Here is a 20,451-nt window from a genome sequence, read left to right on the forward strand (position 1 = left end):
TCGGGCCTGACCAAGCCGCCTCCGCTTTTCTATGCCGCTACATCCCTCTTATTAAAGACGATGAATGCGAGCAGCTGGAAGATGATGAAGTAGATGACGAGCATAGTGATCGAGAAGCCCATGGTCATTCCATCGACTAATGGCGGTGTGAAACCTGTGTATTGTGTCAGATCTGTATTCGCGAACAGACTGAATTTTGCCCAGTCGAATCGAAGAGCGAGCAGGCTTGTTGCGTTAGCTCCCACGAACAAGAGGAATAGGGAGATCCCGATAGCCAGTGAGCTGCTTCTGAATACGGTGGAAATCATGAATGCCATCGTAGCCATCATCACGACATCGATGGTTTTCAATAAGTATGTTTTAATCAGGTACCCGACAATGTTCTGTTCGACTACCTTCCCATCCACATATGCTAAATGAGTGGACTGATCTGTTCCTCCAAATAGCAGGAGTCCGACAAGGAATGATACAACGAATAAGACAAGTAGCATACTCATTCCAAATAAAATGACGGTGAAATATTTGGATAACAGGATTTTGGTCCTGGAAATAGGACGGATGAGCAATAGCTTGATTGTGCCCCAGCTGAACTCACTTGCCACAATCCCTGCTGCCACGATGATGGCAAACAGACCTACAACCAGAACGGAAAATGCATTCGTTTCGACAAACGTCCAAACAGTTTCTTTCACTTTAGGTTGAATGTCGTTTTCAATTCGATATTCATTTATGGCAATCCTTCTTTCAGTATCTTTCACGATAAACTTATTCATACTTGGATTTTCAGATAACATTTGCTTATCTGCTTCCACTTGTCCTGTCAGCTCCTGCTTCCAGTTTTCCGATTCCTTTGCTTTCCCGTCATCATACTTGGTGAAAGCTGCCGTAACACCAATAATAAGAATAAGCAATCCGAGCATGACATACGTTCCGATCCGCTTGAATATTTTTGTCCATTCATTTCTTATAAGACTAAGCATGCACGACCTCTCCTTTATCATTCGTAATCTCTAAGAATCTGTCCTCTAATGTTTTGGAAATTGGCATGACGCTGTAAATTTGAACATCCGCCTCCACCAGAGCTCGAATGACATTCGGTACCTGCTCTTTTGTCAGAGCGACCTGAACTTCCGAACCCTTGGTTTCAAATTTAATTCCTTGATCAAATACTTTCAGTACGGCTTGGAGCTTTCCTGCATCATGTACCTCAAAATGATAAACCTGCTCTGACCCCTCTACAAAATCACGGACCTGCTGCACATCGACAAGCTTACCGGATTGGATGATCCCGATTCGGTCACACATCATTTCCATTTCAGATAATAAGTGACTCGATACGATGACCGCCATACCTTCTTCCTGGGCAAGCTTTCTGATATACGCACGAATTTCACGGATACCGGCAGGATCCAGTCCATTCGTCGGCTCATCGAGAATTAATAGTTTTGGTTTATGAAGCAAACATTGCGCGAGTCCTAAGCGCTGCCTCATTCCAAGTGAATAGGTTTTTACTTTATCGTGAATGCGGTCGGTTAATCCGACTAACTCGATGACTTCCTTCATTCTTTCTTCGTTAATTCCCTTTTGCATCCGGGCAAAGTGCTTTAAATTCTGGTACCCTGACATAAACTTGTAAAGCTCAGGATTCTCAACAATGGCACCGACATCACGTATCGCATCTTCAAAATCTCTCTTGATGCTTTTCCCGGAAATAAGAACGTCACCTTTGGAGATATCCATTAATCCGACTATCATTCGAATCGTCGTTGTTTTCCCTGCTCCATTTGGTCCAAGAAATCCAAATACTTCCCCTTCATATACATCAAAGGATAAATTATCAATGATCGTCTTGCCTTTAATGACTTTAGTGACATCCTGTAATTGCACAACCGTCTTCATCATTTCATCTTCCCTTCTGATTTTGTCGTCTTCTTCAACCACTGCAGGACAGACAATCCTTCCACTTCCCTCAGCTCTTCTACTCGGCAGTGACCTTTTATTTCGCCATCTGAGATGATATATGCTTCATCCAGAATCGCTTCAATCTCATCGATTTCATGGGTCGCAATGATTACGGTCTGATTTCCGAAATCAATATAGGATAGGAGGCCTTTCACGATGGAGTCCCTTACCATAGGATCCAGTCCCGAAAAGGGTTCATCAAGAAGCAGTACCTCGGTGTTTCGTGACAGGGCAAGGACGAGCTTCAGCCTGCCCCGGTTTCCTTTCGATAAATGCTTGATCTTTTTCCGACTCTCAAGCTCCATGAATCCAACCAATTCAAGTGCCCTCTGACTATCAAAATCAGGAAACTGCGAGGCATAAAACCGGATCATCCCATTAACCGTAAATGCTTCATAAAACATATCCAATTCCGTCAAATAGGCGACTTCACTGGCCATTTTCCGTGAGATCGGTTTACCGTTCAGGGTGACAGTCCCCGTATTAGGAAGAACAAGCCCTGCAATCATCTTTAATGTGGTTGATTTCCCGCTGCCGTTCGGGCCAAGGAGACCATATATCTTCCCCTTCTGGAAATGGAAGGAGGTATGATTTAATGCGGTTTCGTTTCCATACTTTTTGGTGACACCATCAAATTTCACAACCACTTCTATTCCTCCCCTCTTTGACCAAGATATTTTTCTACTCCCTGGATCATTTGTTCTTTTGTAAGTCCCAACTCTTTCATATTTCTGATGAAGGACTCGATCACTTCCAGCTGAACCTTTTCATTCAGTACTGTAAGAACGTCTTCCTTTTCCGTCACAAATGTTCCTTGCCCTCTCCTCGTCTCCACAATGTCCATCCTTTCTAATTCACTGTACGTTCGTTGAATGGTATTAGGGTTCACCCCGGATTGAACGGCCATTTCCCTGACAGAGGGCAGTTTGTCACCCGGAGATAATTCTTTTCTCACAATTTCACGTATGATGCGATCAGCTATTTGGAGGTATATGGGCTTGGAGGCAGTATATTCTTCTGTCATAGCTACACCTCAACCTTACGATCTAATAACCAGCAGGAAATGATAAATACGATGATCATGATCATTCCTTCAAATAGAAAAGGCATTACGGGCAAAGGGAGCATCTGAGGGCTAAAACCGGCATTCGCCTCATTCGCACCAACAGAGAAAAAGAATCCTGAACTCACTTTCACGGTAAAGGTTTCAAAGAAAAGCTTTTCCACCCAATCAATGCTCATCAGGAAGGCAACCACACTTTGATAGACAATGATGAATCCCGCAATGAAGATCCAGCGTAAGTTCTTGATGGATGGATACTTTGAAAGTGAATGGTAGAACGTCCATAAAAATATCGTCCATCCGGAAAAGTAGAGGCCGAAAATCGTCACTCCAAGATTAAAGAGAATGCCTTCTTTGATTGGCCAATAAGAGAATAGAGCGTCCTCCTGAAACACGGCCATGGTCAGGATCCCCAGTCCATCTACGAACAGTAGGGACAGGGTGGAGTAAATAAAGGCAATGATGAGTTTCGGTAATAGGAGCATAAGTCCGCTGTGTGGACTATGAAGCCACAGCTGTGTTTTCCCTTCTACCCGTAGCATGGAGCAGACGATGCCTGGAAGAAATGCAACGTGAAACACACCGATCATAATAAGGAATATTTGAGAAACGCTTGGCTCTTTGACAAAATTACCGATCACCAATCCTATGATGAAGATCAGAAAAATGATGGCTATCCAGCCATAAAACCAAATGCTGGAGGTTTTGAAGTCTTTCCAGAGAAGACCTTTAAACGCATTCATGATTACACTCCTCTGTAACGTGTTTTAGTGTTCTAGTTAGATAGTACACTATGACACGTTAGAACGTCAATCCTTTTTTTACCTTTTTGTTGAAGTTAAAAATGATGCTGGCTGTACTAAAAGTAGTAAAAGCGGAACCGATTTTTCTCCTGTTATTCAGTGATTGTTCAAAACAATAAAAGGACTGAATCCACCTTGGGATCCAGTCCTTTTCAAAAGCCATTATTTATCTTTTACTCTTTTAATTTCAATATGCTTCAACAGCTGGTTCATCACATGACTGGCTGCAATCAAACCTGCAACCGATGGAACAAACGCATTGGAAGACGGAGGAAGTTGTGCTTTACGGATCTTCGCATCATCTTTTCCTACTTCTTTTCGAATATCTTCACGGATGACAATCGGACTTTCATCCGAGAAGACGACCGTCACACCTTTTTTAATTCCTTCTTTTTTCAATCGGGTACGGATGACCTTTGCGATTGGATCCGTATGCGTTTTACTGATATCTGCAATTTTGAAGCGCGTCGGATCGGTTTTATTAGCGGCTCCCATGCTCGCAATCAGAGGAATATCTCTGTTTAAGCATTCCTTCATTAAGTGAATTTTATAGGAGATCGTATCAGAAGCATCGATCACATAATCCAATCCCTGATTGAAAAATTCCTCGTACGTTTCCTCTGTGTAGAACATCTTTAAAGCAATGACTTCACAGTCTGGATTTATATCCATAATGCGGTCCCTCATCAGGTCGACCTTTGGCTGGCCCACTGTAGAGAGCAATGCATGAACTTGACGATTGACGTTGGTGATATCCACATCATCTTTATCCACTAACACAAGACGGCCTACACCTGATCTGGCTAAAGCTTCAGCAGCAAAGGATCCCACTCCCCCGATTCCGAGTACTGCCACCGTACTATTTTTAAGGGTTTGAAGTCCTTCCTTACCGATCGCTAGTTCATTTCGTGAAAACTGGTGTAGCAATATAATCAACTCCATTATAAGTATTCAACTAGGTTTATACTGAATTAGAATAAAGGAAAGGGGAACGAAAATCAATATGAAATGTTGTCCTCCCCCTTCGTTTACCCCATTAAAGCAGAATTTAGTCCCGACAAAAAAGCCAGGCCGCTATGAGCCTGACTCCTCAATCTATAAGATCTTCATTATCATTCATGTTTTGGACAAGTCCCAATCGTGCCGTCGCCATCATTTCCTTCGTTTTGAACCCGCTCTCGGCAGGTGGGTGCTTTATTCCACTATTTGTTAGTCCCCGGCACGGGGCATGAACGCCTAGCAGAAACGTCAAGCTCCCAAAGTTTGAAGTGTTCGGTCAAAACTGTTAGGTAAAAACGTCGCACACATCAGGACTTGTTTGTGATTGTTTAAATAATATCATATCACCATGATGATTTCAACGAATGACCCACTGAATTTATTTACATTATTCTACATCCAGCGACAAGGATAACTCTTTTAATTGAGCTTCACTTACTCCACCAGGAGCGTCAGTCAGCACACAGCTTGCACTCGCCGTTTTCGGGAAGGCAATCGTATCACGAAGATTCGTGCGGCCTGCAAGGAGCATCACTAAACGGTCAAGCCCAAGGGCGATTCCGCCATGTGGTGGCGTTCCGTATTCGAAAGCTTCCAGTAGAAAACCAAATTGTTCTTCTGCCTCTTCTTTTGAGAATCCAAGTACTTCGAACATTCTTTCCTGAATGTCACGCTCGTAAATACGTAATGATCCGCCTCCAAGTTCGTACCCGTTCAATACAAGGTCATAAGCTTCTGCACGGACTGATGCAGGGTCTGTTTCGAAGAGTTCAAGGTCTTCTCTCACCGGCATCGTGAATGGGTGGTGGGCAGCATAGTAGCGGTTTTCACCTTCATCAAACTCAAGCAGCGGCCAGTCCGTCACCCATAGGAAGTTGAATTTCGTTTCGTCGATCAGCTTCAACTCCTTCCCTAATTTCAAACGAAGGGCACCAAGTGCATCTGCCACTACGGATTTTTTATCAGCGACAAACAGCAACAAGTCTCCTGCTTCTGCATGGGCTGAAGTAGAAATCCCGGAAGCATCTTCTTCCGTCACAAATTTGGAGATCGGTCCTTTCAGGCCTTCCTCTTCTACCTTTAACCAGGCTAACCCTTTTGCTCCGTAACGGGAGACAAACTCAGTCAAGCCATCAATGTCTTTACGGGAATACTGTGATGCCCCGCCTTTTACATTGATCAGCTTCACTTGACCACCGTTCGCGACAGCACCTGCAAATACTTTGAATCCTGAATCCTTTACGATCTCTGATACATCGATCAGTTCCATCCCGAAGCGTGTGTCAGGTTTGTCAGACCCATAGCGGCTCATGGCATCGTCATACGTCATTCTTGGGATCGGCAGTGAAACGTTCACGTCTTTCACGTCGTTCATCAGTTTCTTCATCATATCTTCCACAAGTGAGATGATCTCTTCTTTATCCATGAAGCTCATTTCCATATCGATCTGTGTGAATTCCGGTTGACGGTCTGCACGAAGATCTTCATCTCGGAAGCAGCGGGCGATTTGATAATAACGGTCGAAACCGGATACCATCAGCAATTGCTTGAAGATTTGAGGCGATTGTGGCAGCGCGTAGAATTCACCTTTATGGACACGGCTCGGAACCAGATAATCACGGGCACCTTCAGGCGTACTTTTCGTCAAAATCGGGGTTTCCACATCCAGGAATCCGTTTTCGTTCAAGAAATTGCGGAAAGATGTCGTGACATTATGGCGCATCTTGAAGGTTTCCATCATCGCTGGACGACGAAGATCAACATAACGATATTTCAGGCGCACATCCTCGGACACTTCCGTCTGGTCATCGATCATGAATGGAGGTGTCTTGGCTTCATTGATGATTTGTACCTCTTCTGCGTGAATTTCAACTTTCCCAGTATTCAGGTTGGGGTTCACCGTTCCTTCTGCTCTTGCTACAACAGTACCTGTCACACTCAACACATATTCATTTCGTATTTTCTCTGCAAGGGCTAAAGCGTCTCCTGATAAATCCGGATTAAATACGATTTGTACGATTCCCTCCCTGTCACGAAGGTCGATGAAAATCAAGCCGCCCAGGTCCCTTCTCTTTTGCACCCAGCCTTTAATCGTGATTTTTTCACCAATATATGATTCCGTGATGTCTCCGCAATATGCCGTTCTTTTCGTCATCATGTTCTCCTCCTTATTGAATCAATGCGTTTTATTTACCGAGCTTATCTTTCATTTTTTCAACAAAGTGATCCAGGCTTACTTCTTCCTGTTCACCTGTGGACATATCTTTCAGATTGATTTTATTTTCCTGTAATTCGTTGTCGCCGATCACGGCCACATATTTCGCATCGTACCGGTCAGCCGCTTTGAATTGGCCTTTCACCTTGCGATCCAGATAATCTTTCTCTGACGAAATACCCGCCGCCCTCAAGGTGTGAAGAAGCTTAACGGAATAATCCTTTGCTTCCTTCCCAAGTGATACAATGAAGCATTCGACTCCATGTTCGATCGGAAGTTCGATTCCTTCTGCTTCTAAAGCTGAAAGAAGTCTTTCGATACTGAAGGCAAATCCGATTCCGGGTGTTTCCGGACCCCCGATCATTTCGACGAGCCCGTTGTAACGTCCGCCGCCGCAAAGGGTCGTGATGGCTCCAAAGCCTTCTGCCTCACTCATGATTTCAAAGGCTGTGTGGTTATAGTAATCAAGTCCGCGAACAAGGGTTGGATCGACTACGAAATCAACATCCATGTCCGAAAGGTGAGTTTGTACTTTTTCAAAGTAGTTTTTCGACTCGTCATTTAAGTAATCAAGAATCGATGGTGCTGTACCCATTAATTCATGATCGCGGTCTTTTTTACAATCCAGGATACGTAGGGGATTCTTCTCCAAGCGATTTTGACAATCGCCACAGAATTCATCAATTCTCGGCTTAAAGTGATTGATCAGTGCTTCTCTGTGGGCATTTCTACTGTCGGCATCCCCCAGACTATTAATCACAAGCTTCAATTGAGTCAGTCCCAGTTCCTTGTAAATTCCCATCGCAAGTGAAATCACTTCTGCATCAATCGCAGGATCTTCACTTCCAAGGGCTTCGACCCCGAACTGGACGAATTGACGGTACCGGCCGGCTTGTGGTCGCTCATAACGGAACATGGGACCCGAGTAGAAGAGCTTCGTCGGCTGATTCGGGTAGCCGAACATCTTATTTCCTACAAAGGAACGGACCACCGAAGCCGTTCCTTCAGGTCGAAGCGCCAGGCTTCTGCCCCCCTGATCTTCAAACATATACATTTCTTTCTGAACGATATCCGTCGTATCTCCCACTCCCCGGGTGAATAATTCACTCGCCTCGAAAATAGGGGTGCGGATTTCCTTATACTGATAGTTGTGACAAAGGGACTTTGCCACTTCCTCTACATACTGCCATTTTTCCACTTCACCAGGTAGTATGTCCTGTGTACCTCTTGGAATCTGAATGGACAAGATGATTTCCTCCTTTTATCGTGCACGTTGATCTTTATGTAAATAAAAAAAGCCCTCAATCCCTTGTATATCATACAAGGGACGAGAGCTGTTATTCCCGTGGTGCCACCCTAATTGAAGTCTAATAAGACCTCCACTTAGCCAGTTAACGCCTGGTACGTTCATCTCCTACTAAAGGACCTTTTCAGAGAGAAACCTCCTGAGTGTTCATTCACTAAGTCACATTGTAGAAATGCTCTCAGCCAAGACATTTCCTCTCTTTACATGCGGGGGTTAGCTACTATGCTCGATCAACGGTTTTTGTAAATGTTATTTTATTTCTATAATGATACGGATGCCGTAAGTTCATGTCAAGAGGTTAAAGAAAATTTCGTTACGATCTTTCCATTTTCTTTTTTAATAGCTTAACTTCTTTCAATGACAACCCGAACTCTGAAGCAAGCTCCACATTCAATGCATCTTTCTCACGTTCCATAAACTGGTGAAAATCCACTCCAAACAGCTGGTTATCACCATTTGCATTCATAAACCCTTTTTCACTTGACCTCAATTCAATCATCCTTTCAAAACATTCCTTAACTCTATCATTTCCAATTACCTATTTTTATTTCGTTTTAGAGGAATTTTATTTTTTTTATCGTATTAAAACCTTAAGGGTTTTTTCGATAAATCGTCGGAAAGGTGATCAATATTTTAGTGAAAGGATCCGATATTACTATTGTGTTTTCTATTACTGACAGGAGGTGAAGATGATCAGGAAAATAATTGCATCGATACTGATTGTGTTTATGATCCTTCCTTTTCAGCCACTTGAAGCTGATTATGCACATGCAGAAACAGGAAAGGTGACGATCAGTGTTTCGACTCTGAATGTCCGTACGGGGCCTGGACTCAGTTACCCTGTTCTGACGAAGGTACATAAAGGTGAAGAGTACATTATTGTAGACACTCAAAATGATTGGTATAAGGTCGAGACCGGTAGTGGAGAGGGCTGGGTGGCCGAATGGCTTGTCTCAGCAGAATCTGCCTCTTCCGATGTCTCTTCACTTAAAGAAGGACAGGTAAACACCGATGGTTTACGCGTCAGAAAGGGGCCCGGCACCTCTGAAGGAGTTGTGACGGTCTTAAGTAGTGGTGATAGAGTAACCATTTCCGACAAAGAAGGTGACTGGCTGTTCATCGAATCGGGAACGGTCAGCGGCTGGGTTCATGAGGAATATATATCGGAAAACAATCCGACTCCTCCCCCATCGAAAAAAAGGGAGAATAAACAAGGAATCATCACCGACAACTCCCTAAATGTCCGAACGTCTCCTTCTGTTCAAAGCTCCGTCCTGGGAGTGTTAAATAAGGGAGATCACGTTGAGGTTACCGGAAGTGTCAGCGGGTGGTACGAGATTCAATTCGGCAATGACAGGGCATGGGTGAACGATGCATATATAGAATTCTCGTCGAGTTCCAATGAAGAGGAGCCTGCCGCCGCATCTACAGAACTTATAGGAATCATCACGGTTCACGGCTTAAATGTCCGGGACGAAACGTCTTTAAATGGACGCGTCGTGGGAAAGGTATCCAAGGGGGAGAAATATTCCTTATTGAAAGAGAAAAACAATTGGTATCAAATAAAGCTCTCTAATGGAAAAAAAGGATGGGTGGCCGGCTGGTACGTTCAAAAAACCGTTACAGCTTCTGCTCATGAGAGTGAATCCTCATTGGAAAATGAAAACGTCACAATTCTATACAATGGCACCAATATCAGAAGTGATGCAAATGCCCAAGCTAGTGTTATTGCTCGGGCTTCCAGTGGAGAAACCTTTCCCGTCAAGAGCAAAAACGGAGATTGGTATGAAATACAATTAGAGGATGGAAGCGCAGGTTTTATAGCCGGCTGGGTTGTGTCCATCCGATCCGGTACTGGTGAAAACACCACTCCTTCCCGTAATAGAAAAGGCGGCATACAAGATAAAGTAATCGTGATTGATCCCGGTCATGGAGGAAGAGATAGTGGAACCATCGGAGCAAGTGGTACTTTGGAAAAACTCCTTACCTTGAGAACCGGGGAACTCCTCGCTGAAAAGTTAAAGAGTGCAGGAGCCAAAGTGGTCTTCACGAGAAAAAACGATGAATATCTTTCGTTACCGTCAAGGGTATCATTATCTCATTATTATCAGGCTGATGCCTTTATCAGCCTCCATTTTGACAGTATTCTTGATTCTTCTATCGTCGGCCATACCACCTACTATTATCAAAATCAGCAGAAAGAACTTGCAGACGATATTCATGGGAGCCTGGCAGATCGATTACCGACAAAAGACCGTGGTGTACGAGTAGGTGATTATCATGTTGTACGTGAAAACAATCAGCCGGCAGTCCTTCTAGAACTTGGTTTCTTAAGTAATCCTGCAGAGGAAGCCAATGTTAATACTCATTATTTTCAAGACCTGGCGGCAACGGCAATCTATCATGGATTAGGAGACTATTTCACTGACTGATGCTAAGTCCGATCAGTATGCTTCATGAATGAAAAAAGCTGATCCTTTGAAGGATCAGCTTTTCTTTATTTACTTTCTATGATTAGCGTAACAGGACCATCATTCGTTAAATTCACGTCCATCATGGCTCCAAATACGCCCGTTTCCACTTTGACACCTTTTTCTTTTAATGCCTCATTAAAGTAATCGTAAACAGACTCTGCGAGATCTGGCTTCGCTGCACTCATGAAGTTTGGCCTTCTTCCCTTACGGCAGTCCCCGTAGAGAGTGAATTGAGAGATGGAGAGAATCTCGCCTTCTATATCCAGCAAAGAATGATTCATCTTCCCCTCTTCATCTTCAAAAATACGCAGGTTCACTACTTTGTCGGCAACATAACGAGCATCTTCTTCCGTATCATCGTGTGTGATACCCACAAGCAATACAGCGCCTGAACGAATGGCTCCCTTTACTTCTCCATCAACGGTGACGGAGGCTTCTTTACTTCTTTGCAGTACAACCCTCATAAAGAAATCTCCTTTTAATTCATGATTCTTCTTACAGCATAAATATCTGAAATTTGTTTAATTCTCTCCACCACTTTGTGTAAGTGGGATATATTGTGAATCGAAATGGACATATTGATGGTTGCCACCTTATTTCGATCGGATTTTCCACTTACGGCCGATATATTCGTCTTCGTCTCATTTACCGCCTGAAGCACTTCATTCAAAAGGCCCCTGCGATCGTAACCGGAGATTTCAATATCCACATTGTATTCTTTACGGTCATTTCTATCACTTTCCCATGACACTGGAATGAGGCGCTGTTCTACTTCATCCGCCATTACATTTGTACAGTCGGCACGATGCACAGAAACACCTCGGCCTTTCGTGATAAAACCTACGATCTCATCCCCTGGGACAGGGCTGCAGCAACGGGATAAACGGATAAGAAGATTGTCAATGCCCTCTACCTGGACACCGGCATCTTTTTTACGTTTGACCGGTTGGGCATTCAATTCTTTCATCGTTTCTTCCAGGCTGTCTTCCTGCTCACGTTTCTTCCGGTCTCTCTCCGTTAAGCGGTTGGCGATTTGAGCCGCCGTGATCCCGTTATAACCAACGGCTGCATACATATCTTCTTCATTTGAGAAGTTAAACTTTTCAGATACACGTTTAATATTTTCAGCAGTAAGGATTTCTTTCACATCGAAATCTTGGTTCTTGATTTCTTTTTCTACTAAATCCCGGCCTTTTTCAATGTTTTCTTCTCTCCGCTGCTTCTTGAAGAATTGCTTGATCTTGTTCTTCGCTTGAGATGTTTGCGCAAGCTTCAACCAGTCCTGACTGGGGCCGTAAGAATGCTTGGACGTGAGAATTTCAATGATATCCCCCGTTTTCAACTTATAGTCAAGAGTGACCATCTTACCATTTACTTTGGCACCGATCGTTTTGTTCCCGATTTCTGAGTGAATACGATAAGAAAAGTCGATTGGGACAGATCCCGATGGAAGTTCCAGTACATCTCCTTTAGGCGTGAATACAAAGACCATATCAGAGAAGAGATCAATCTTAAGAGACTCCATGAACTCTTCCGCATTGGCAGATTCGTTTTGGAACTCTAATATTTCCCTGAACCACGAGAGCTTCTTCTCGAAGGAAACCGTTTCGTTCGCTTCTTTTCCTTCTTTATATGCCCAGTGTGCCGCGACACCGTACTCAGCGATTTGGTGCATTTCAAGCGTTCTGATTTGCACTTCAAGAGGATCCCCTTTTGGACCGATGACAGTTGTATGAAGAGATTGATACATATTCGGTTTCGGCATGGCAATATAATCCTTGAATCTGCCAGGCATTGGCTTCCAGCATGTATGGACGATACCGAGTACAGCATAGCAATCCTTGATGCTGTCTACTACGACACGTACGGCGAGCAGGTCATAAATTTCATTGAATTGTTTGTTTTGAAGAGCCATTTTACGATAGATGCTGTAAATATGCTTAGGTCGTCCGGAAATTTCCGCCACGATTTTCACGTCGCCTAACTTATCCTTAACCTCATTGACGACTTCCTCTAAATACTCTTCACGCTCTGCACGCTTCTTCTTCATCAAGTTGACAATACGATAATACTGTTGAGGATTCAAATACCTGAGCGATGTATCCTCTAATTCCCACTTAATCTTTGAGATCCCTAAACGATGTGCCAGTGGCGCGAAGATTTCAAGTGTTTCATTTGCGATTCTCCGCTGCTTTTCCTGTGGTAAATGTTTCAAGGTTCTCATATTATGAAGTCGATCTGCCAATTTAATCAGGATGACCCGGATATCCTGCGCCATCGCCACAAACATTTTCCGGTGATTTTCAGCCTGCTGCTCTTCCTGTGACTTGTATTTAATCTTTCCAAGCTTTGTGACCCCATCTACGAGCATGGCCACTTCGGCATTGAATGCTTCCTCGATTTCACCAAGAGAAACACCGGTATCCTCCACTACATCATGAAGAAAACCGGCAGCGACGGTTGCAGGATCCATTTCAAGATCCGCGAGTATCCCTGCCACCTGGATCGGGTGGATGATATAGGGCTCACCAGACTTACGGTACTGCTCACTATGGGCATCCCTTGCATACTCATAGGCTTTCTGAACCATCTCTACATGCTCAGCGTTTAAGTATTCTCTTGTTTTATCAATAACCTGTTCAGGGGTTAGTACTTGATCTTTAGCCATGATCAAAATCACCTTTGTATTTTAATATATTTCACTAGTGTTCGATTTTAATGATTGTTACTATTATCAAAAAAAAACAGGGTTATGTAAAGGGGTAAGTGTAAAATTCTCAGAATTCATCTGTTTTTGTCGATGTTTGTCGACACAAAATCCCATTCCATTCATTTTTTATCCTCCCATTAACCCTTCCAAAAAAAATAAGGGCTGACATTCAAAACCGGATGTCAGTCCCTTAAGTTAACAGTATACCAAATAGTATATACGTGTATGTGTGTTGATAAACAATATTAGTATTGCATTAATGTAAGAATATCGTAGTTATCAAGCTTATCGCGGCCGTCAAGGTACGTTAATTCGATTAAGAATGCCGTGCCGGCTACAATTCCACCTAATTCTTCTACAAGCTTAATAGTAGCTTCGATTGTTCCACCCGTTGCAAGCAAGTCATCCGTAATAAGCACTCGTTGGCCAGGTTTGATTGCATCTTTATGAATCGTCAGAGCGTCTTTACCGTACTCTAATCCGTATTCTTTTTGAATGGTTTCACGCGGTAACTTACCAGGTTTACGTACAGGAGCAAAACCTACTCCCAATGCATACGCAACTGGGCATCCAATGATGAACCCTCGTGCTTCCGGTCCCACAACCAGGTCGATTTGTTTCTCTTTTGCATATTCTACGATTTGATCTGTCGCGTATCTATAAGCGTCACCATTATCCATTAATGTAGTGATGTCTTTAAACTTGATTCCTTCTTTAGGCCAATCCTCAACGATGGTAACATATTGTTTTAAGTCCATGCTTTTACTTCCTCCTCAATTGTAACAGACTCTTCTATCCTTTCATTAAACCAAGTCTTCAACTCTTGATAGGAAGAATATAACAATTCGTTTTCAAGCTCGTATTGTTGTTGTTTCTTCTGATAAGTTAGAGATTCAGAAAGATCTTTCTTGGTTTTCTCAGGATTGAGAGAAATAAATCCATTCACTATTGTAACAAACTTCAAATCAAAAAACACCTGTGACATGAAATCTATTGTTTCTTTTGACCAGCCTTTGTATTTCGCCAGGTCATCTCCATGTTTATTTAAATCAAATGATCCACGCTTTGTTAAGAATCCATAATACCACTTGAAATGATCACGCGTCGGCATCGTACTGAAAAAATGGTCTTCTTCCTGAAAGAAATGAGCATAAATACGGTGCGGACGCCCCTTCTTCAAGAGCTCTTCAAGTATTGTTTTAGAAGTCGGCAGATCCAGAAGCACCAAACTTGCATTATCGGTTACAAGGCCTTCAAGTGAAGGACCATCCTCAAGCAGTATCACTTCATCATTTTCCAGACTCAGTTTTTCTAAAGTGGCCCGATTAAAACAAATGACTTTTTTATTTTCTTCAGGTATGAGTCCATTCCATTTATGGACTTGTTTGATCCCACGGACATCAAATAATTGCCAATGCTCAATTTTCACATCATGTAAAAATATTTGAGGCTTCTTACGGTTATTCCATTCATTTATGGATAACTCACCAATTACAGAGGCATTGGAAAATGGGGTCATATGATCAGCCAGCTCTCCCAATCCAAAACCGACACCATCCAGTTGCACGCCTTTGTCTTCCAATACCAGCTTCAAGTGATTTTGTGCAGATCCGATTTTTTTATAATGTTCGATGCTTACACTGTCTATGATCCACTTCGGTTTTGGATTATGCATTCCAAAAGGGGCCAGAAGCTGAAGCTTTTCAATCGACTCTACTGAAATTTCGTCAACTGTAACAGATGCATCAAGCTGTGTGACGGGTATAAAGTCCTCTTCAGTCAATTCAGTGCAAGCCAACTCATTTAATCGGTCTCTGAACTGTGCTACATCGGCTAACTGTAAGGTCATACCTGCAGCCATGGGATGTCCTCCGAAATGGGGAAGGATATCACGGCAGGTTGATAAATTCTTGAACAAATCAAAACCTGCAATACTTCTTGCAGACCCCTTTGCCGTTCCCTTCTCAGAATCGTAACTAAGTACGATGGTCGGACGGTAAAACTTGTCCACTAAGCGTGAAGCCACAATTCCGACGACCCCCGGATTCCAGCCTTCTTTTCCAATCACGAGGGCACGGTTATCGTTCAGGGGAAAATCATTCTCCACCATCTCGACCGCTTCTTCGGTCATTTGAGACACAATCGCCTGTCTTTCTTTATTCAAGCTGTCAATTTCTTCAGCCAGGGCCTTTGCTTCCTCAGCATCTTCTGTGAGCATAAGATCGACGGCAGGGTCTGCATCCCCTAACCGACCTACAGCATTGATGCGGGGAGCAATCATGAATCCAATCGATTCCTCTGTAATCTCGTGCTGGTGGGAATTTGCTATCCTGCATAAGGCTTTAATACCCAATCGGTTTGAAACACGAAGATTTTCAATCCCACGCTTGGCGAGAAGGCGATTCTCTCCTCTTAACGGTACTAGATCGGCGATGGTCCCAATCGCGGCAAGATCAAGCAGGTGAACAGGCAGTTCGCCGTAGAGGGCATGGGCCAGTTTGAATGCCACTCCCACTCCTGCAAGTTCCCCAAATGGATAGGTGGTCCCTTCGACCTTTGGATGAATCAAGGCAAAGGCTGGCGGCAATTCCGGTCCGGGTTCATGGTGATCTGTAATGATCAAATCGATCTCCAGTTCTTTTGCCAATCTTGCTTCGTTCACTGCAGATATCCCTGTATCCACTGTGATGATGAGCGTGAATTCTTCATCCTTAGCCCAGCGGAAAGCTCCTTCATTCGGTCCATACCCTTCACTGAAACGGTTAGGGATATAGAATTCCACATCTGCTCCCAGGTCCCTTAACACTGTCATCAATACTGACGTACTACTTACACCATCAGCGTCGTAGTCCCCATAAACAAGAATCCTTTCGCCATTTTCAATGGCTTTGTGGATTCTTTCCGTTGCTTTCTTCATATCTTCAAATAAAAATGGATCGTGAAATGAATCGCCTGTATCAAATAAAAAATTCCGAGCCTCTTCTACGTCGTCCAAGTCCCGGTTGATTAATAATTTCGCCACAAGCGAAGGTACTTTTAATTCATTTGCCAGTTCTGATATTTTATGTTGATCTGATTCTGTCATCAACCAACGTGTTTTTGAGTTTAACATACGTTCACCCCTCAGCCTTACTCATTATACAAAAAGGAAGGTGTGGTTTCAATCTTAATAGAAGGAGGGTTTTTTTCTTATTCAATAAAAAAACAGCCTGGTGGCAAAACCACCAGGCTGTTTACTCTCCTGTTTCCCCTACTGTGCCGGGAGCACTCTTTTTCAATGGAACCTTTTCGGCCTTTTCTTTATGCATGCCTTCTGCTTGTTCCTTCAATAGTAAATTTTCTTTCTCTAAAGCCTTCACTCTTCGTTGGACGACGAATAATCGAAACAGTCCAACCGAGCCGATAATGACTCCCCCCATGAAAACAGATCCGAGTATGACTAATATTAGAGGCCAATCAGCTTCACCAAAGAAGTAATTGACGGTGACAGGATCTACATTGATGACAGCGAAAACAGAAACCACCAATGCAAAGAAAATACCCAATAATAATGTCCACTGAAATTTCATCGGATTCCCCTCCTTATGATAAGTCTATTTGTTCATCCCTTTCTTCAGAAGCCGGATTGTACGGATTAATATGAATGAACACATCATTCACATTGGATTCTTCAAGAAGTTTCTTCTTCACCTGTTTTCCGACGCGATGACCATCCTCGACAGTCATGTGAGGATCGACACTGATCTTCAAATCAATGATGACGTAATGCCCGTGTTCCCTGGCATGGAGTTCATTGATTTCCTTCACTTCAGGAACGGATTCCACTATGTTACGAAAGGGTACGATATCCTCCTCATGCATGACGTGATCCAGGGTATTATGTATGGATTCGGCACCCAAGTGCCAAGCCATCCTGAGGACAAGGAGTGAAACAAAGATTCCCGCTACCGGATCTGCGTATACAAGCCAGCCTATATCGAATTTCCCACCAAGGATGGATGCGGAAATCCCGACAAGTGCGGCAATGGAAGAAAAGACATCTGAACGATGCTCATATGCATTGACGATCAAAGCATCACTCTTTATTCTTTTACCCAATCGATATTTGTATTGAAACATTGCTTCTTTCACAATAATGGAAAAGATGACGGCATAGATGGCAATCGCTGTTGGAGGTGTCAATGGATGAAAAAATGACTCTATAGATGACTTTCCAATTTCGATACCTACTAAGAACAATAAGACTGCAACAATGATTGCTGCTATGGACTCGGCCTTCCCGTGACCATATGGATGATCCTGATCAGGAGGCTGCTTAGCTGCTCGTAAGCCGATAAAGACGGCGAGTGACCCTGCAACATCCGAGGCAGAGTGTACGGCATCTGCAATCAAAGCTCTACTATTTCCCAATATACCGGCTCCCCACTTGATGATCGCCAGAACAATATTCCCTACAACACCAATCATTGCAGCTATTTCAGCTTTTTTAAAACGGTCTTCATGATTCAAGCGGTGTCGCCTCCTTTCAACTCTTATTATTGTAACCCAATGCCGTAAAAAAACAAAAAAAGACAGGTCCGGGGAGAAGTACTCCCCGGACCCATCCATTCTCTTAAACTTGTGGTTCATCCGACCACGTTTTCTTTTCTTTTACTGTTTTTATCGTACCTTTTTTCTTCAGTTCTTTCTTCTTCAAAACGAGCCAAACTTGAGAGGCAATGAATACAGAAGAATACGTACCTGAAATCAACCCGACCAATAAGGCAATGGAGAAGTTACGGATGGACTCACTACCAAAGATCATGAGAGCAAGAACTGTAAACACCACGGTTAAGACGGTATTAACCGAACGCCCCATCGTTTGTCTGATACTTTGGTTCACTACGTCTTCGATGTCTTTATCCGTTTTCAGACGACGCTTCTTATGAAGATTCTCACGTAACCTGTCAAAGGTAACGATTGTATCGTTGATCGAGTAACCTACAATGGTCAAGACGGCTGCGATAAATGTAAGATCTACCTCAAGCCTTGTTAAGCTGAAGAAGGCTATGATAAAGAATGCATCATGCAGGAGTGCAAGGATCGCACCGGCTGCCATTCTCCATTCAAAGCGGAATGTCACGTAGATGACAATCCCTATGGATGCAATCGCAACAGCGATCATCGCATTTTTGGCAAGCTCTTTCCCGATGACTGGAGAAACGGTGCTGATGCTTGGTTCCGCTCCGTACAGTTCGTTAAATCGGTCCTTTAATGTGGCGATTTCATCTTTGTTTAAATCTTCCGTATAGCGAACGACGGCGATATTTTCCTCGTCCCCTGAAATGACCACATCTTCAGAAGGCAAATCGAGTTCTGTTAATTCTTCTTGTATCTCTTCTGTCTTTAAGCTTTCATCAGCAAGGATTTCCATACGTGAACCACTCACGAAGTCGATCCCTAAATTCAATCTGAAAATAGCCAGGATGATAATTCCTGCTGTGATCAGGATAGCTGATAATCCGAAGAATTTTTTGCGTTGTGCAGCAAAATCAAAGCGATCGAAACGAGTCGGCAGATCCAGCGTATCGTAATTTTCCGCCAGGTCTTTGATTTCGTTTTTGTTCACGCCGAACCAGCCCGGTTTTTTGTTAAAGAAGCGGCTGTTTACCCACAGTCCAAGTAATAAACGTGAACCCCATACGGCCGTTATAAAGCTTGTCAGGATACTGACGATCAGCATTGTTGCAAATCCTTTTACAGAGCTTGTTCCATATAAGAATAGGACCGTAGCTGCAAGGATCGTCGTTACGTTTGCATCCAAAATCGTTAAGAAGGAAGATTTATTACCCGCTTGGAAGGCTGAACGTATCGGCTTTCCTACACGCATTTCTTCTTTGATCCGTTCATACGTGATGATATTGGCATCAACGGCCATACCGACCCCAAGGATGAGTGCTGCAATCCCCGGAAGTGTAAGGACCCCATTCATTAGGTCGAAAATCAATAGAATCAAGTATATATAAACGGAAAGGGTGATCGTTGCAATCAGTCCAGGGAAACGGTAATACGCAATCATGAATAAGAATATGATGGCAATCCCGATGATTCCGGCAGTGACTGTTTTATCAAGTGCCTGTTGACCGAACTTTGCCCCGACAGAAGTTGAATATTTTTCATCCAGCTTGACCGGGAGTGCCCCCGCATTCAATAATGAAGCAAGATTTTGGGCACGCTCAACGGTGAAATTCCCTTCGATGATGACTTCATCGGAGTTGATCGGTTGCCTTACAGCAGGATCAGATAGGAATTTCGGGTCTTCTTTCCCCACTTCCGCTTGATAAGAATCTTTTCCTTCCTCGAAATCCAGCCAGATCACAAGCTGATTTTGAGGGGCCATAGCAGATATTTCCTTCGTTAATTCATAGAATTTTTCACGATCTTTTAATTTCAATGAAACGATTGGGTTGTTCTTATCATCAAAGGTTTGCTTTGCGGAGCCGGATGCAAGATCCGATCCATCCAAGCGAACTTTATCATTTACGTCACGAAACGTCAGGTTTGCTTGAGTGGACAAGATTTCTCTTGCTTCGTTTTGATCTTCCACTCCCGCTAATTGAACACGGATCCGATTTCCATCTTCAATTTGAATATTAGGCTCACTGACACCTAATACGTTAATACGCTTGTCCAACGCATCGGCTGTATTGGCAACCGTTTCTTTCGTGATCTCCTGACCTTTTTTAATCGGTTGAACTTCGTAAAGAACCTCAAACCCACCCTGCAGGTCCAATCCTAATTTGATGTTATCGACAATACTCTTCGTTGTTCCTCCCATAGTACCTGCAAGTAATACCACAAGTATAAAGAAGGCAATTATTCGGCCACGCTTTACCATTATGTATAGATCCTCCTTGCCGTTTTAAAAACCATACGAACT

The 20,451-nt window shown here is 43.3% G+C and carries 17 protein-coding genes, 1 other RNA gene and 1 other annotated feature; of the genes, 1 reads left to right on the forward strand and 17 read right to left on the reverse strand.

Going from position 1 to position 20,451, the window contains the following annotated elements:
- Nucleotides 1-29: 29 nt before the first annotated feature.
- The 10 genes from ACCB35_RS15350 to ACCB35_RS15395 all read right to left on the reverse strand — a co-directional run bounded on the left by ACCB35_RS15350 (nt 30) and on the right by ACCB35_RS15395 (nt 8,847).
- Nucleotides 30-980 carry an ABC transporter permease gene (locus tag ACCB35_RS15350; RefSeq protein ID WP_374054376.1) on the reverse strand — a complete coding sequence of 317 codons (951 nt, stop codon included), beginning with the start codon at nt 978-980 and terminating at the stop codon, nt 30-32.
- A complete protein-coding gene (locus ACCB35_RS15355; RefSeq protein ID WP_374057040.1) occupies nt 973-1,899 on the reverse strand; it encodes an ABC transporter ATP-binding protein in 927 nt (308 codons plus the stop codon). Before ACCB35_RS15355 ends, ACCB35_RS15350 begins: the two co-directional genes overlap by 8 nt.
- Entirely contained in the window at nt 1,899-2,609 is a 711-nt protein-coding gene (locus tag ACCB35_RS15360) for an ABC transporter ATP-binding protein (RefSeq protein WP_374054377.1), read from the reverse strand. Before ACCB35_RS15360 ends, ACCB35_RS15355 begins: the two co-directional genes overlap by 1 nt.
- 2 nt (nt 2,610-2,611) lie before the next feature.
- Nucleotides 2,612-2,986, reverse strand: coding sequence for a GntR family transcriptional regulator (locus tag ACCB35_RS15365; protein ID WP_374054378.1), 375 nt, complete (start codon nt 2,984-2,986; stop codon nt 2,612-2,614).
- A gap of 2 nt (nt 2,987-2,988) precedes the next feature.
- A complete protein-coding gene (locus tag ACCB35_RS15370) occupies nt 2,989-3,768 on the reverse strand; it encodes a hypothetical protein (protein ID WP_374054379.1) in 780 nt (259 codons plus the stop codon).
- Nucleotides 3,769-3,990: 222 nt separating this feature from the next.
- A complete protein-coding gene (locus ACCB35_RS15375; RefSeq protein ID WP_044339548.1) occupies nt 3,991-4,755 on the reverse strand; it encodes a ThiF family adenylyltransferase in 765 nt (254 codons plus the stop codon).
- 200 nt (nt 4,756-4,955) lie between these two features.
- A non-coding RNA gene (gene ssrS, locus ACCB35_RS15380) (6S RNA) lies at nt 4,956-5,145 on the reverse strand.
- A 70-nt stretch (nt 5,146-5,215) separates the two neighbouring features.
- Complete coding sequence (gene aspS, locus ACCB35_RS15385) at nt 5,216-6,982, reverse strand: aspartate--tRNA ligase (RefSeq protein WP_374057041.1); 1,767 nt, start codon at nt 6,980-6,982, stop codon at nt 5,216-5,218.
- A 31-nt stretch (nt 6,983-7,013) separates the two neighbouring features.
- Nucleotides 7,014-8,288 carry a histidine--tRNA ligase gene (gene hisS, locus ACCB35_RS15390; protein ID WP_374054380.1) on the reverse strand — a complete coding sequence of 425 codons (1,275 nt, stop codon included), beginning with the start codon at nt 8,286-8,288 and terminating at the stop codon, nt 7,014-7,016.
- Between the two features lie 74 nt (nt 8,289-8,362).
- Nucleotides 8,363-8,591 (reverse strand) — a binding site (T-box leader).
- A 70-nt stretch (nt 8,592-8,661) separates the two neighbouring features.
- Nucleotides 8,662-8,847, reverse strand: coding sequence for an RNA polymerase subunit sigma-70 (locus ACCB35_RS15395; protein WP_374054381.1), 186 nt, complete (start codon nt 8,845-8,847; stop codon nt 8,662-8,664).
- Nucleotides 8,848-9,037: 190 nt separating this feature from the next.
- On the opposite strand from ACCB35_RS15395, the gene ACCB35_RS15400 reads away from it, so the two are divergent.
- The gene (locus ACCB35_RS15400; RefSeq protein ID WP_374054382.1) at nt 9,038-10,780 is read left to right on the forward strand and encodes an SH3 domain-containing protein; all 1,743 of its coding nucleotides are present in this window, start codon (nt 9,038-9,040) and stop codon (nt 10,778-10,780) included.
- Nucleotides 10,781-10,845: 65 nt separating this feature from the next.
- Here ACCB35_RS15400 and dtd read toward each other — a convergent pair whose 3' ends face one another.
- From dtd to secDF, 7 genes are all read right to left on the reverse strand, one after another.
- Nucleotides 10,846-11,286, reverse strand: a complete 441-nt coding sequence (dtd, locus tag ACCB35_RS15405; RefSeq protein ID WP_374054383.1) for a D-aminoacyl-tRNA deacylase — start codon at nt 11,284-11,286, stop codon at nt 10,846-10,848.
- A 14-nt stretch (nt 11,287-11,300) separates the two neighbouring features.
- Nucleotides 11,301-13,490: a bifunctional (p)ppGpp synthetase/guanosine-3',5'-bis(diphosphate) 3'-pyrophosphohydrolase gene (locus ACCB35_RS15410; RefSeq protein ID WP_044339543.1), complete on the reverse strand. Its 2,190-nt coding sequence runs from the start codon at nt 13,488-13,490 to the stop codon at nt 11,301-11,303.
- Nucleotides 13,491-13,777: 287 nt separating this feature from the next.
- Nucleotides 13,778-14,290 carry an adenine phosphoribosyltransferase gene (locus tag ACCB35_RS15415; RefSeq protein WP_044339542.1) on the reverse strand — a complete coding sequence of 171 codons (513 nt, stop codon included), beginning with the start codon at nt 14,288-14,290 and terminating at the stop codon, nt 13,778-13,780.
- On the reverse strand, nt 14,281-16,644 hold the full coding sequence (gene recJ / locus ACCB35_RS15420) for a single-stranded-DNA-specific exonuclease RecJ (protein ID WP_374054384.1): 2,364 nt from the start codon (nt 16,642-16,644) through the stop codon (nt 14,281-14,283). The genes ACCB35_RS15415 and recJ overlap by 10 nt, the downstream gene beginning before the upstream one ends.
- A gap of 121 nt (nt 16,645-16,765) precedes the next feature.
- Nucleotides 16,766-17,101, reverse strand: a complete 336-nt coding sequence (locus ACCB35_RS15425) for a lipopolysaccharide assembly LapA domain-containing protein (RefSeq protein WP_374054385.1) — start codon at nt 17,099-17,101, stop codon at nt 16,766-16,768.
- Between the two features lie 13 nt (nt 17,102-17,114).
- Complete coding sequence (locus ACCB35_RS15430) at nt 17,115-17,999, reverse strand: cation diffusion facilitator family transporter (protein ID WP_374057042.1); 885 nt, start codon at nt 17,997-17,999, stop codon at nt 17,115-17,117.
- Between the two features lie 145 nt (nt 18,000-18,144).
- Nucleotides 18,145-20,409, reverse strand: coding sequence for a protein translocase subunit SecDF (gene secDF, locus ACCB35_RS15435; protein WP_374054386.1), 2,265 nt, complete (start codon nt 20,407-20,409; stop codon nt 18,145-18,147).
- Nucleotides 20,410-20,451 lie beyond the last annotated feature (42 nt).

It is taken from the genome of Rossellomorea sp. FM04394 (assembly GCF_041889765.1).
Lineage (GTDB): Bacteria > Bacillota > Bacilli > Bacillales > Bacillaceae_B > Rossellomorea > Rossellomorea aquimaris_B.